This window comes from Intrasporangium calvum DSM 43043, assembly GCF_000184685.1.
Lineage (GTDB): Bacteria > Actinomycetota > Actinomycetes > Actinomycetales > Dermatophilaceae > Intrasporangium > Intrasporangium calvum.
Genome location: NC_014830.1, coordinates 3,150,447 through 3,163,555 on the forward strand (window position 1 = coordinate 3,150,447; position 13,109 = coordinate 3,163,555).

Here is a 13,109-nt window from a genome sequence, read left to right on the forward strand (position 1 = left end):
CCCAGCGGCATACGGCATGCTCGGCGGTATGCCGGACCTGATCCGCTCCACCGCCACCGAGGTCGTCGCTCTCCTCCGTGCCGGGGAGGTGTCCCCCACCGAGGTGCTGGACGCCCTCGAGGCGCACGTCACGGCGACGGACCCGGTCGTCAACGCGCTGCCCATCCGCTTCTTCGACGCCGCCCGCGTGGCGGCCCAACGGCTCGAGCGGGACCGGCCCACGCCGACCGGGCGCGGCTGGCTCGCGGGGCTCCCGGTGGCGGTCAAGGACTACAACGACGTCGGCGGGCAGCTCACGACGAACGGCTCGCCGATCAACCGCCACCACGTCGCCGCCGAGTCCGACGCGATGGTGCGCCGGCTCGAGAGCCACGGCGGCGTGCCGTACGCGAAGACCAACGTGCCCGAGTTCGCGGGCGGGCACACCGACAACACGGTCTGGGGCGCCACGCGCAACCCCTGGGACACCGGGCGGACGGCCGGCGGTTCGTCCGGCGGGTCCGCAGCGGCACTCGCCTCCGGTAGCGCCTGGCTCGCCACTGGCAACGACCTGGGCGGCAGCCTGCGCACCCCTGCCGGCTACAACGGCGTCGTCGGGGTCCGCCCGACACCGGGGCTCGTTCCCCGCAAGCAGCCTCCGGTCCCCTTCGACGCGCTCTGGGTCGAGGGACCGATGGCCCGCAACGTCGCCGACGTCGCCCTCATGCTCGACGCCCTCGCCGGTCCCGACCGGCACGATCCCCTCACCCACGAGCCGCCGGCGCGGTCCTTCGTCGAACGACTGGAGGAGCTCCCGCCGCGACTGCGGGTCGCCTACTCGCCCGACCTGGGGCTGCTGCCCGTCGACCGTGGCGTGCGCGAGGTCACCGAGGGCGCCCTCCACCACTTCGCCTCCCTCGGAGCCGAGGTGACCTCGGCCTGCCCCGACTTCACCGGCGCCCACGACGCCTTCCAGGCCCTCCGCGCCCAGCTCCTCGCCACGATCAACGGGCACCTCCTCGAGACCGACCGCGACCGGATCAAGGACGACATCGTCTGGAACATCGAGCTGGGCCTGACGCAGCCGCTCACGGCGGTCCAGGCCGCCGAACGGTCACGCGGCGAGCTGATCCACCGGACCATGGACTTCTTCGCCGACCACGACCTGCTCGTCGTCCCCTCGGCCCAGCTCGACCCCTTCCCCGTCGGCTGGACGTGGCCGCGCGATATCGACGGGACGGAGCAGCACACCTACGTCGACTGGATCGCGATCACCTTCCTGATCACCCTCACCGCCTGCCCCGTCGTCGCGCTGCCGTGCGGCTTCTCCGCCGAGGGGCTCCCGGTCGGGCTGCAGCTCGTCGGCCGGCCCGGGTCGGAGAGCGAGCTGCTCGCCGTGGCGGCGGGACTCGAGCGGTCGGTCGGGATCGCGGCGCAGCTCCCGATCAGTCCGCGGGAGCGCTGAGGGCCGACGGCCGTATGCCGCTGGGCGCGCCGGGTGCCCACCGGTCCTCTCGGGTCGGCCGGCTCACGGCTCGCGCTCCACGTCGGCCCAGAGGGCCCGGTGGTCGGAGATGGGAAGTGCGGGCGCGCCGCTGTCGCTCGTCGTGAGCGGCCCGCGGACGAGGACGTGGTCGATCTGCTCGCTCGGCGCGCCGACGGGGTACGTGGCGTGGCTGGCCGCCGCGCGGAGCCCGGTGGTGCGCTCCGCCTGATCCGGCCCCATGTTGAGGTCTCCCATCAGGATCACCGGCTCCCGGCAGTCGAGGGTCGCTCGCACGACCTTGCGGAGCTGGTGCACGTTCCACCGGGGGATGAAGGACAGGTGGGTCCCCACCACGGTGCACTCACCCACCGGTGAGTCCACGGTGGCCAGCACGGCGACCCGGGGCTCGTCGGTGACGAGGTACGGCCGCAGCCGACCCCTGAAGCGCATGGGAACCCGGAACGGCACGGGCTCGAGGCGGATCACCTGCCACCCCTTGACGGGGTAACGCGAGAGGAGGGCGACTCCGTAGGCGGCTGAGTCGGGCTGCTCGTCCCCCGTCGAGGCGACCCAGGTCGCCCCCGGGCTGCCGTGGATCGCCGCGACGAACCGGTGGTGGGGGGCATCCATCGCCTCCGCCGCGACCGAGGTGAGGTCGGCGAAGCCGGAGCGGTGCTGGTTCTGGTCCACCTCCTGGAGGGCCAGGATGTCCGCGTCGAGGCGCTTCACCGCGTCGGCCAGGCCGGTCGGGTCCACGTGCTGGTCCGCCGGCACGCGCCCGTTGAGGATGTTGAACGTGGCGACTCGCATGCAGGGCCGTTACCCCTCCGCACCGACTCTCCCCACGGGATCGGAGGTTGTCGAGGACGGATGCAGGCCAGCGGGTACGAGCGAGGCATGGGAGAACCTGACCAGCACGACCTGCGAGAGGCGCTCAAGACCGTCGCCGTCGCCCTGAAGCGGGCCGGGCGACCGTTCGCGCTCATCGGCGGCTACGGCGTCTGGGCGCGGGGCGGTCCTGAGCCCAACCACGACGCCGACTTCCTCATCGCCAAGGAGGACGCGGCCGAGGTCGCCCAGGCGCTGGCCGACCAGGGACTGCAGGTCGTCCAGCCGCCGGAGGACTGGCTGTTCAAGGTCTTCGTCGACGACGCCCTCGTCGACGTCATCTTCCGACCCGCCGGGACCTTCGCGGACCGCAGCGTCGTCGAGCGGGCCACCCCGCTCCGCGTCCTGTCGATCGAGATGCCGGTCATGCCCGCCACCGACCTGCTCGTCCATCGGCTCAACGCACTGACGGAGCACTACTGCGACTTCGCGGTGCACGTCCCGGTGGCTCGGGCCCTGCGGGAGCAGGTCGACTGGGACGTGGTGCGGCGCGACACGGCCCACAACGACTTCGCCGCCGCCCTGCTCTTCCTCCTCGAACGGCTCGAGATCATCAGCTCTCCTGAGGCCCCTGGTGTGGTGAACGGGGCCACCCGCCTCGGTCCTTCACCGACGAGCACCTGAGCCGCCCTCAGGGACCACCACCCATCGGACCCCGGCCCGATACGTGTCGCCCGCACGCTCGCACCTCCACCATCTATCGGACCCCGGCCCCCAAAGGGTCGCCCCCACCACGGGCCCGCACGGCTTCGGCCGGCAGGGCGTGGGCCACGCGGCCGTCGGGCGTGCGGACCGTGTCCGCCGCGAGGAGCGCATCGACGACGGCCTCCTCCACGCAGTCCATGGCCGCCTCGAAGGCCGCGCTCAGCCGCTCTGGCGGAAGGGCCTCGGAGGGCGGCCCGGGTACGACGGAGAAGGCCAGCCCGTAGTCGCCGCTGCCATGGCTGAAGCGCGCCCCCGTCCGACCGAGCCCGAACACGAGACGTCGCGCCAGGCGCGTGAGGTCGAGTGCCGAGCAGGGGAAGTCGACGGCGGCGACGATGACGCAGGACCCGGCCTCGGCGGTGACGGGACCTGCGGCGCGCAGCCCGAGGTCCCCAGGGCGGAGCAGCCGGCCGCCGAGCCGCAACGTGCCACCCATGTTGGCCTGGACGATGACGCCGATGGTGCCCCCGCGGGCACCCGGCAGGACCCGCGAGGCGGTCCCGACGCCGCCCTTGAACCCGAGGGCACAGGCACCCGTTCCCCCGCCGACGTTGCCCATCGCGACGGGGCCCGGACCGGCGGCCCGGAGTGCCGCGTGCACGTGCTCCGCGGTGACGGCCCGCGGAACGGCCGAGGAGAGCCACGAGTCGTTGATCTCGCCCACGACGGGGTTGACGCTCGTCGGTGGCCCCGGGTGGTGCTCGAGGACCCACGTCACCAGGGCGTCGGCGGCCCGGAACGTCGACAGCGTCGAGGTGAGCAGCACTGGCGTCTCGAGCAGGCCGAGCTCGACCACCTGGGTGGCTCCGACGAGCTTGCCGTAGCCGTTGCCGACGAACAGTCCCGCTGGCAGCGAGGTGCCGGCAGCGAGGGCCGGATGGCTGATCGCGGTGACTCCCGAGTGGAGGCCCGCCGCGTCGTCGCGGAGCGTGGTGTGGCCCACCGCCACGTCCGCGACGTCCGTGATCGCGTTGTGCGGACCGGTCCCGAGCTCGCCGAAGGCCAGGTCGAGCTGTCGGGCCCGGGGGCGGACGGGCCGGCCGTCAGGGTCATCCTCCACCGGTCAACCGTATGCCGCTGGGTTCGTCCGCGCGGACCTGCAGGTCGCGCGGGGCCGAGCCACCCGCGACCGCGTCGGGCCTGAGCGCTTCTGCGCGAGGCAGGGGCCCCGTGTGGCAGCCTGATCGCGTGGAGCGGTGGGCGGGTGGAGTGGACGTCCGGACTCGGGGAGAGTCCGGGTCCGCCACCGCGCTGCCCCGGCGCCGGCAGCTCATGGGGTTCGGACTCTGCCTGGTCGGCCTGCCGCTGCTCACCGTCGCCACGCTCGCGGCCGGGCTCCCCGACCGTGGCGAGAGCATCCTGCTCGTCTATCTCCTCGCCGTGGTCGTCATCGCTGTCGTCGGTGGCCTGCTCCCGGGCGTGCTCGCGGGAGTGGGGGGCTTCCTCTCCGCGAACTGGTTCCACACCCCGCCCTACAAGACCCTGACCGTCGAGCGGCCGGAGGCCCTCGTCGACCTCGTCGTCTTCGTCCTCGTCGCGGTCATCGTCAGCGTCGTGGTCGAGATCGGGGCACGGGACCGCGCCCGGGCGGAACACAACCGCCTGGCGACAGCCCGGGAGGCCGCCCGCGCCGAGCGGCTCGTCGAGACGGACCGCGTCCGCTCTGCCCTGCTCACGGCGGTCAGCCACGACCTTCGCACCCCGATCGCCGCGATCAAGGCCGCCTCGTCCGGGCTGCGTCAGGAGGACGTCGACTGGGAGCCGGCCCAGCAGAGCGAGCTCCTGGCCGCCATCGAGGGGGGCGCCGACCGGCTCGCCGATCTCGTCGACGACCTGCTCGCGATGAGCCGGATCCAGGCCGGCGCACTGTCCGTGCAGCTCACGGCGATCCCCGTCGACGAGGTGATCGACCGAGCACTCGCAGGGTGGGTGGACCCGGTCACCGTGGTGGTCTCCGATCCCGTCCCGGTGGTCCTCGCCGACTCGCCGCTGCTCGAGCGGGCGCTCGCCAACGTCCTCGACAACGCCCGCCGGTTCACCCCCGACGGCCACGCCCCCGAGATCCGCGCAGGTCGCGCCGGAGGGTCCCAACGGCGCAGGGTCGAGATCCGGGTCGTCGACCACGGACCCGGCGCCCCACCGGCGCGTTGGGAGTCCATGTTCGCGCCGTTCCAGCGGCTGGACGACAGAACTCCCGGCGGGTTGGGCCTGGGCCTGGCCGTCGCGCGCGGCCTCGTCGCGGCCATGTCCGGGACGATCCGGCCCGAGGCGACACCGGGCGGCGGGCTGACGATGTGCATCGACCTCCCGGAGGCCCGATGACCCGCGTCCTGATCGTCGAGGATGACGACCGGCTGCGCCGGACGCTCGCCATCAACCTCCAGGCCCGCAGGCACGAGGTGCACACGGCAGCTGACGGCGGGACCGGTCTCGAGCTCGCCGCGACCATCCACCCCGACCTGGTCATCCTCGACCTCGGCCTGCCCGACATGGACGGCGTCGAGATGGTCTCGCTGCTGCGCCGGCGCAGCGCCGTGCCGGTCATCATCCTGTCCGCGCGGGACGCCGAGGCCACCAAGGTCGCCGCGCTCGATGCCGGCGCTGACGACTACGTCACCAAGCCGTTCGGCATGGAGGAGCTGCTCGCCCGGATGCGCGCCGCCGTGCGACGGGCGACCCCCGAGGACCTGGCCCACGTCGAGACCCCGACCCTGTCGATCGACCTGCGGGCCAAGCGGGTCCTCCGCGACGGGCTCGAGGTCCGGCTGACCCCGACCGAGTGGCACCTGCTCGAGGCGCTGGTGCGGTCCCCGGGGCGACTCGTCCCGGGACGCGAGCTCCTGCGGCAGGTGTGGGGCCCGTCCTACGGCGAGGAGACGAACTACCTGCGGGTCTACATGGCCCAGCTGCGCCGCAAGCTCGAGGAGCTCCCGGCCTCGCCCCGTCACCTCATCACCGAGCCGGGGCTGGGTTATCGCTTCGAGCTGTGACGGAGTCTCGCGCGGCCCGATCGGGCTCCGATCGGGGCTCCACTCCGGCTCGGCGTTAAGGCTGCGTCAAGATCGGCGGCGACGCGCCCGATTCTGCCTGCCGCGGCGTCACGGGAGTCCTACCTTTCGAAGTGCGCACCCGTCCTTCCCCCTGGAGGCGGGTGCGCCTCACGTCCCCTCCTCCGCCAGAGTCCTGTGTCGCTCCTCCTGTGCCGGAGCGTTCCGTCACCCGGCAGCGGGGGCGAGCCCAGCGGCATACGGCACCTTCTCCTGTGGCCAGCGTCTCCCGGAGGGGCGAACGAAGCCCACGTCTGTAGTACTACACTCTGTCGTAGTTGGTCCGGCACACATCCGCGATACGAGGAGGCCACGAGCCCCATGTCTCCGCACAGCCCCACAGCACCGAGCAAGGTCAACTTCGACCAGCGACCGATGCTCGTCTTCTGGGAGGTCACCCGAGCCTGCCAGCTGGCCTGCAAGCACTGCCGGGCGAACGCGATGGCCGGCGCCCTCCCCGGAGAGCTCAACCATGAGCAGGGCCTCGACCTGATCGACCAGGTCGCCGCCTTCGGCCGGCCGTACCCGATCCTCGTGCTCACCGGTGGCGACTGCCTGCTGCGCCCAGACATCTGGGAGCTCGTCGAGGCCTCCCGCGCGCGCGGCATCCCCACCGCACTGTCACCGTCGGTGACGCCCCAGCTGACGCCCGAGACGATCGCCCGGATGGTCGACTCCGGCATCAACGCCGTGTCGATCAGCCTCGACGGCGCCTGCGCCGCCACCCACGACGGCGTGCGCGGTATCCCCGGGCACTTCGCGGACACGATCCCGGCCATCCGGGCGCTCTCCGACGCCGGCCTCACCGTCCAGATCAACACGACCGTGATGAAGAGCAACCTCGACGAGCTCGCCGACGTCGCCAAGCTCATCTCCGACGCCGGCGCCCACATCTGGGAGGTCTTCTTCCTCGTCCACGTCGGCCGCGGCGTCGCCGAGGGCGCGATCAGCGCCGAGGAGCACGAGGACGTCTGCAACTTCCTCTACGACGCGAGCCAGCACGGCTTCATCGTCCGGACCGTCGAGGCGCCCTTCTTCCGTCGCGTCGTCGCCTGGCGTCAAGACGGTGCTGCGCCCCCCGAGACCACCACCTACCGGCAGCTGTCCGCCCGGCTCACCGAGCTCATGGGCGAGCCGGCGGCTCGGGTCCGCGCCCAGACCGCACGGACCCGGGACGGCAAGGGCATCGTCTTCGTCGGCTACGACGGCGAAGTGACTCCGGCCGGCTTCCTCCCCCTGCCGCTCGGCTCGGTCAAGGAACGCCCCCTCGCCGAGATCTACCGCGACACTCCCCTGCTGCGCGACATCCGGGCCGCCCGCTTCTCGGGCCGGTGCGGCGTGTGCGAGTACGCCGACCTGTGCGGCGGCTCCCGAGCCCGGGCCTACGCCGCGTACGGCGACCCGCTCGCCGAGGACCCGGCCTGCGGGTACCTGCCCGGCACCGCCGCGCCTGAGCCGGCCGGACTGGCCGAGCCGGCCGGACTGGCCGAGCCGGCCGGACTGGCCGAGCCGGCGCCGCCGTTGACCTCTGTGCACGCCTGACGGCGCTTCGGTGGCCCGCGCGCGGGCGACCGAAGCGGGCGAAATAGAGTTCCCCCGTGGCTGAAACCCCCCTCCCGCAAGCCATCCCGTCCCGCCCCCTGCCCGAGCGCGAGATCACCTCACCCGTGCTCCTGACGCTCCCGGACGGGCATCTCAACGACGACGCCGTGGGGTGGACCCGCGCCCCCCTCGTCATCACCGACGGCATCGGGCGCGGCGCCCGCGCCTGGGGTCGCTCGAGACGATGGGAGCAGTGGACGGTCACGACGACCACCCACGTCGTGACCCTCACCGTCTCGGACCTCGACTACGCCGCCCTGCATGGGATCTGGATCGTGGACCGCCGCAGCGGCGCCGAGATCGCCCACGACTCGGTCGGCCTGCTCGCCGGCTCCGCCTCATTGCCCGGGACCCTCGGACGAGGATCGGTGCGGGCCCGGACCCTGCCGGTCCGCATCGACATCGACGAGATCGAGAACGGGACCCGCCTGCGCGCCGTCGGCGAACGGATCCGGGTCGACATCGTCGCCCACCGTCCTGAAGGGCACGAGAGCCTCGGAGTCGTCGTGCCGTGGAGCCGGCGCCGGTTCCTCTACACGGTCAAGGACGTCGCCCGGCCCGCCGAAGGCACCCTCTACATCGACGGCCGCCCGCAGCCCTTGCCCGCCGCTGTCTCGTGGGCGACTCACGACCACGGACGCGGACGTTGGCCGAGAACCCCCGCATGGAGCTCCGGCACGGCCTCCGGAGTCACCGACGGACGGGTCGTCGGGTTCCACCTCGGCGGCCGCTGGGCCGACGGCACCGGCTCCGCCCCGAACGGGCTGCTGGTCGACGGACGGCTGAGCAAGGTCAGCGAGGAGCTCACCTGGGAGTACTCCCCGGAGGAGTGGATGGCCCCGTGGCAGGTCCGTGGCGACACCGTTGACCTCACCTTCACGCCTGAGCACGCACGGACGTCGAGCGTCGGCACCACGTTCGGTGCGTCCACGGCGAAGCAGCTCTTCGGGACGTGGTCCGGGCGGGTGCGCGACGAGAACACAACCTGGATCACGGTGACCGACCTCTTCGGGTCCGCGGAGGAGATCCGCACCCGCTGGTGACCGCTTGGTGCCCACAGCCGTTGATGACAGGTCCACCTGAGCGTCACCCGCCGGATCCAGCTGAGCTCGAGGGCTGTGGCGATGCGGTAGGAGCCGCGGGTAGCCGTCAGGCGATGGGCCGCATCTGGCGGCTGCGCGCTGGTCCGACGGGCAGCGCGGCACGGGCATCCCGCCCAGCCGTCGTAGGCTCACGGCATGGCGAAACAGTCCCCTGTCTCCGAGTCATCCGCCCACCTGGATCTGGTCGACGCGCTGCCGGTCGTGGCCGAGTCGACCACCTCGCGGGTCCTGGTCACGAACGACGTGATGCGGATCGTGCAGTTCACCTTCGACGCAGGAGAGATGCTCACCGAGCACACGTCGCCGCGTGCCGTTGCCGTCCAGCTGGTCAGCGGCCGGATGCGGTTCACCGTGGACGGGACCGAGCACGCGATGGGAGACGGCGACATCATCTACCTCGCACCGGGTGCGTCACACGCTCTCGTCGCCGAGACAGCCTGCCGGATGACTCTCGTCATGGTCGACGTCCTGACCTGATCAGACGGGCGCCCCGCCACATCAGGTGAGCCAAGGACTCAAGGCAATCGACAAGAGGGCGAGTGATGGACACGCGACGGAGCGGCCGTCGGAAACGTGTCCCACTCCACCTACCGCGTTGCCCGGTCGGTGGAGGATCAGCTGAGTCCATGACGTTGGGGTACGACGACCCGGGGTGAGCGTGCCCAGAGGCCCTGGCACCGGGTCTGAGGATGTGCTTCGACGGGCGCTCTGCGCCGGGCTGAACGGCCCGTATCGCTGCCGCCGCGCCGTAGGGCGTGGGAGTGGCGTCAGCCACCGTGGGAGGCGAGCACTCTCCCGAGGATGAGCGCGCCCTCCGGGAAGGCGGCCGGGTTGGGGCCTGAGTAGTTGAGCCGGAGGAAGGCTCCGGCTGGTTCGGCGGGGAACCATTCCGTGCCGGGTGCGATGAGCAGCCCTGCTCGTTCGCAGTCCTGGGCGAGCCGGTCGAGGTCGGTGCTGTCGGGCAGGCGGGCCCATAGGTTGAGCCCGCCTGCGGGGATGTGGTCGACGTGCACCGTAGGTGCGTGCTGGTCCAGGCTGTCGAGGAGTAGGTCGCGGCGTGCGCGGAGCTGGTCGCGCATGCCGCGCAGGTGGGTCAGCCAGGCGGGTTGGGTGACGACGTCGAGGGCTGCGGCTTGGAGCAGGCCGCTGACGTACATGGACTCGGCGACCCGGTCGGCCAGGATCCGCTCGCGGGCGGGCCCTCGAGCGATGACGGCAGCGATCCGCAGGGCCGGGGAGACGCTCTTGGTCAGTGAACGCAGGTAGACGACGTGACCGGCGTCGTCGTGGGCGGCGACGGGCCGGGGTGTGGTGGCGATGCCGAAGTCGTGGGCCCAGTCGTCCTCGATGAGGAAGGCTCCGTGGCTGCGGACGACGTCGAGGACTTGCGCGGCACGCTCGGTCGACCACTGGATGCCGGTCGGATTGGCGTAGGTGGGTTGCGTGTAGAACGCTCGGGCTGCCGTTTCGTCGAAGGCCCTGGCCAGTTCGGCCGGGTCGGGCCCGGCGGATCCGGTGGGGACCGGGACGACGCGGACGCCGGCTTGGGCAGCAGCCGCGATGGCTCCCCAGTAGGTGGGTGACTCCATGAGGAGCGGCTGCCCCTCTGCGGCGAGGGCGCGGAAGATCGAGCTGAGCCCGCTCTGGCTGCCGGGCAGCACGGTGACGTCGCTGGGGGTGGGTGGCGTGACCCCGAGCGGGCTCGCGGTGCCCAGCTCGTGCGCGAACCAGGACTGGAGCTCCGGGAGGCCCGCCGCGGGCGGCCGCGAGAGGGCGGTGTCTCCACGGGCCGCGCGTGTCAGTGCGGAGCGCACCAGCCGTCGCGGCAGAAGCTCCGGGTCGGGGTAGCCGGCATGCAGGGCGATGACGTCGTTGCCGACGGTGCGCATGACCGTGGCTCCGGGCCTGCTGCGGGCCCGCGGCCCGCGAAGGGCCGCTGTCTGCCAGCCGTAGTCAGCCGGCCGGGCCGTGCGCACGGTCCGTACGAAGGTCCCGACGCCGGGCCGGCTCTCGACGAGACCCAGCGCGGTGAGGTCGCGCAGCGCCCTCTGCACCGTCACCGGGCTGGCTCGATGCTGGGCGACGAGCGCCCGACTCGAGGGCAGCCGGGCCCCGGGCGGGGCCGAGGCGATCCAGACGCGCAACGCGGCTGCGATACGGGAACTGCTATCGTCATTCATGTCAAGACACAGTAGCGCTACTCTCGACCGTCCCAGAGCGATACCGTCCACGCCCGCAGCCGGTTTGATGTGGGGACTGGTCGGAGTCGCGGCCTTCTCCTTCACGGTGCCGTTCACCCGCGTGACCGTAGGGGGTCTCTCGCCCCTGTTCATCGGCTCCGGGCGCGCGGTCGTGGCCGCCGTTCTCGCAGCCCTTGCTCTGGCCCTGACGCGGCAGCGGCTCCCCCGGGGAAGGCAGTGGATGCGCCTGGCAGTCGTCGGCGGCGGAGTCGTCGTCGGCTTTCCCCTGCTCACCTCGTTCGCGCTCACCACGACCCCCGCGAGCCACGCAGCGGTTGTCATCGCGCTGCTGCCCGCGGCGACCGCTGCCATGGCGGTGCTCCGCGGCCACGAACGCCCGCCCGCCCTGTTCTGGGTCGTGTCCGCCTTCGGGGCTGTGGCCGCGATGGCGTTCGCCTCGGCACAGGGTGGGGGCGTGGGCCACCTGCAGTGGTCGGACCTGCTGCTGTTCGGGGCCGTGGTGGCCGCGGCCATCGGCTACGCCGAGGGTGGCCTGCTCGCGCGCGAGCTCGGGGCCTGGCAGACCGTGTCCTGGGCTCTGGTCGTGTGCTCGCCACTGATGCTGGCCCTGACGGCGGTAGCGGTCGGCAGCCAGCCACCGTCAGGCACACCCGTGCAGTGGGCGGCCTTCGCCTACCTCGGCGTCGTCAGCATGTTCCTCGGCTTCTTCGCCTGGTACCACGGTCTGGGCATCGGACCCATGGCACAGGTCAGCCAGGTCCAGCTCGTCCAACCCGTCCTCTCCATCCTGTGGGCCGGGCTACTGCTGGGCGAACATCTCACGCGGGCAACAGTCTTCGGCGGCCTGATCGTCATCCTGTGCGCCGGCGCCGCCGTACGCGTGCGGCTGGAGCGACGTGCTTGACTCAACCCCCTGACTCACCACCCTTGGACTCACGCGACCCGCTCGCCTCTCGTCGGAGCAGGCAGGCCGCGCATGAGGATCCGCACGAGACGCCACCCGTTCGGCTCCGATGCGCCCGGCCGAGCTGGATGTGGCGATACCGGGGCAGGGCCTCGACAACCATCGCTGAACGCACGATGTGGTCTGCGGCCCAAGCCCCAACGGCGCGCACCCACCTTGGACGACAGACCGTCCGCACCAACAGCGAGGGCCATCTCGAGCTGGTGCGCTGGTCGGCACAGTCCGACGAGGACAATCAACCACGACGAAGTGGACGTTCGAGCCGGCGACACCCACCTGGAGGATCGAGGGCTCAGGTGGTGCGTACGTCGGCCTGGAGGGCACGCCTCGGCTGGGACCTGGTCACGGGGTGCTGGGCTTCGATGTGGAGGCTCCAGCCGAGAGCGGTGAAGAGCAGCATCCAGAGCCCGATGGCCAGTCGGGCGATGACGAATCCACCGAACATCCCGGGTGTCAGGACTGCGAAGGTGGCGATTCCGATCGCCAACGGCGTCCATCGCCGCCTACCGGGCCATACCTCATCCGACCACCGCACTGCGCTGACGTCCGAGCTGCTCGCGGCGGGCTGAGTCGCCGAGGTCAACAACACCCTCGACCCGGACTCCTTCACCAGCCGCCCAAGTACTGGCGGTGCCATCCGATGAGATACGTCAGCGGCGCAGCGCCTCGACCACGCCCGGAGCCAGCCTTCCGGCACTATCTGAGGACGTCGCCGCCCTCGAACGCCACGGCCCCGCGGAGTCCGCGGCCACGCCATGAACTTCACGGTCTCTGAGTGGAGCCATCGCAATCTGGACGGTCGGGGTTTACAGCCGGGGTGCTCGTGGTGCTGACCTGTCGGGACTCAGTCGGATCCCAAACTTCCGCACAATTTCCGCACCGCCAGTCGGCCGGTCCCGTGGCCAGTCGGTCATCAACGGACCCGCAGGATGGGTCGGCCATGAGGGCGGGCCACCCGCCCAGATAGGGCTAGGCCCCACCCCCCGGCCAAAATGAGCGTCATCTGCACGCGAAGGCAACAAGGGCGACGGGCTCCACGGAACCCATGCACGGCTGGAAGCCAGTCTGGCCCGCTCCACGTCGCTGCGAGAGCCTGGAGGACACAGCGCCCAAATCGTTTAGGGGGAGTGAACA

12 protein-coding genes are annotated in these 13,109 nt (G+C 71.8%); 8 read left to right on the forward strand and 4 right to left on the reverse strand.

What is annotated here, in order from left to right:
* Nucleotides 1-28: 28 nt before the first annotated feature.
* Nucleotides 29-1,444: an amidase gene (locus tag INTCA_RS14295; protein ID WP_041308811.1), complete on the forward strand. Its 1,416-nt coding sequence runs from the start codon at nt 29-31 to the stop codon at nt 1,442-1,444.
* Between the two features lie 63 nt (nt 1,445-1,507).
* On the opposite strand, the gene INTCA_RS14300 is transcribed toward INTCA_RS14295, so the two are convergent.
* Nucleotides 1,508-2,275, reverse strand: a complete 768-nt coding sequence (locus INTCA_RS14300) for an endonuclease/exonuclease/phosphatase family protein (protein ID WP_013493642.1) — start codon at nt 2,273-2,275, stop codon at nt 1,508-1,510.
* Between the two features lie 87 nt (nt 2,276-2,362).
* Here INTCA_RS14300 and INTCA_RS14305 point away from each other — a divergent pair, with 87 nt between their 5' ends.
* Nucleotides 2,363-2,977, forward strand: coding sequence for a nucleotidyltransferase family protein (locus INTCA_RS14305; protein WP_148236610.1), 615 nt, complete (start codon nt 2,363-2,365; stop codon nt 2,975-2,977).
* Between the two features lie 73 nt (nt 2,978-3,050).
* Here the strand turns inward: INTCA_RS14305 and INTCA_RS14310 are convergent, their stop codons facing one another.
* On the reverse strand, nt 3,051-4,118 hold the full coding sequence (locus INTCA_RS14310) for a P1 family peptidase (protein ID WP_013493644.1): 1,068 nt from the start codon (nt 4,116-4,118) through the stop codon (nt 3,051-3,053).
* Between the two features lie 128 nt (nt 4,119-4,246).
* Between INTCA_RS14310 and INTCA_RS14315 the strand changes: the two genes are divergently transcribed.
* From INTCA_RS14315 to INTCA_RS14335, 5 genes are all read left to right on the forward strand, one after another.
* Nucleotides 4,247-5,380 carry a sensor histidine kinase gene (locus tag INTCA_RS14315; RefSeq protein ID WP_169312922.1) on the forward strand — a complete coding sequence of 378 codons (1,134 nt, stop codon included), beginning with the start codon at nt 4,247-4,249 and terminating at the stop codon, nt 5,378-5,380.
* Entirely contained in the window at nt 5,377-6,048 is a 672-nt protein-coding gene (locus INTCA_RS14320; RefSeq protein WP_013493646.1) for a response regulator, read from the forward strand. Before INTCA_RS14315 ends, INTCA_RS14320 begins: the two co-directional genes overlap by 4 nt.
* Nucleotides 6,049-6,426: 378 nt before the next feature.
* Nucleotides 6,427-7,647: a TIGR04053 family radical SAM/SPASM domain-containing protein gene (locus tag INTCA_RS14325; RefSeq protein ID WP_013493647.1), complete on the forward strand. Its 1,221-nt coding sequence runs from the start codon at nt 6,427-6,429 to the stop codon at nt 7,645-7,647.
* A 56-nt stretch (nt 7,648-7,703) separates the two neighbouring features.
* Nucleotides 7,704-8,750, forward strand: a complete 1,047-nt coding sequence (locus INTCA_RS14330; protein WP_013493648.1) for a DUF2804 domain-containing protein — start codon at nt 7,704-7,706, stop codon at nt 8,748-8,750.
* Nucleotides 8,751-8,945: 195 nt separating this feature from the next.
* Nucleotides 8,946-9,287: a cupin domain-containing protein gene (locus INTCA_RS14335; RefSeq protein WP_013493649.1), complete on the forward strand. Its 342-nt coding sequence runs from the start codon at nt 8,946-8,948 to the stop codon at nt 9,285-9,287.
* Nucleotides 9,288-9,577: 290 nt separating this feature from the next.
* Here INTCA_RS14335 and INTCA_RS14340 read toward each other — a convergent pair whose 3' ends face one another.
* Nucleotides 9,578-10,990: an aminotransferase-like domain-containing protein gene (locus INTCA_RS14340; RefSeq protein ID WP_013493650.1), complete on the reverse strand. Its 1,413-nt coding sequence runs from the start codon at nt 10,988-10,990 to the stop codon at nt 9,578-9,580.
* On the opposite strand from INTCA_RS14340, the gene INTCA_RS14345 reads away from it, so the two are divergent.
* Nucleotides 10,989-11,915: a DMT family transporter gene (locus INTCA_RS14345; protein ID WP_013493651.1), complete on the forward strand. Its 927-nt coding sequence runs from the start codon at nt 10,989-10,991 to the stop codon at nt 11,913-11,915. The two genes, INTCA_RS14340 and INTCA_RS14345, sit on opposite strands and share 2 nt — an antisense overlap.
* Nucleotides 11,916-12,267: 352 nt before the next feature.
* Here INTCA_RS14345 and INTCA_RS14350 read toward each other — a convergent pair whose 3' ends face one another.
* Nucleotides 12,268-12,462, reverse strand: a complete 195-nt coding sequence (locus INTCA_RS14350; RefSeq protein ID WP_041307773.1) for a hypothetical protein — start codon at nt 12,460-12,462, stop codon at nt 12,268-12,270.
* Nucleotides 12,463-13,109: the final 647 nt, after the last annotated feature.

Excerpts from the sequence above, each read along its gene's own strand:
- INTCA_RS14295 (WP_041308811.1), top strand. The coding sequence starts at position 29 with ATGCCGGACCTGATCCGCTCCACCGCCACCGAGGTCGTCGCTCTCCTC.
- INTCA_RS14305 (WP_148236610.1), top strand. The coding sequence starts at position 2,363 with ATGGGAGAACCTGACCAGCACGACCTGCGAGAGGCGCTCAAGACCGTC.
- INTCA_RS14345 (WP_013493651.1), top strand. The coding sequence starts at position 10,989 with ATGTCAAGACACAGTAGCGCTACTCTCGACCGTCCCAGAGCGATACCG.
- INTCA_RS14320 (WP_013493646.1), top strand. The coding sequence starts at position 5,377 with ATGACCCGCGTCCTGATCGTCGAGGATGACGACCGGCTGCGCCGGACG.
- INTCA_RS14335 (WP_013493649.1), top strand. The coding sequence starts at position 8,946 with ATGGCGAAACAGTCCCCTGTCTCCGAGTCATCCGCCCACCTGGATCTG.
- INTCA_RS14325 (WP_013493647.1), top strand. The coding sequence starts at position 6,427 with ATGTCTCCGCACAGCCCCACAGCACCGAGCAAGGTCAACTTCGACCAG.
- INTCA_RS14300 (WP_013493642.1), bottom strand. The coding sequence starts at position 2,275 with ATGCGAGTCGCCACGTTCAACATCCTCAACGGGCGCGTGCCGGCGGAC.
- INTCA_RS14340 (WP_013493650.1), bottom strand. The coding sequence starts at position 10,990 with ATGAATGACGATAGCAGTTCCCGTATCGCAGCCGCGTTGCGCGTCTGG.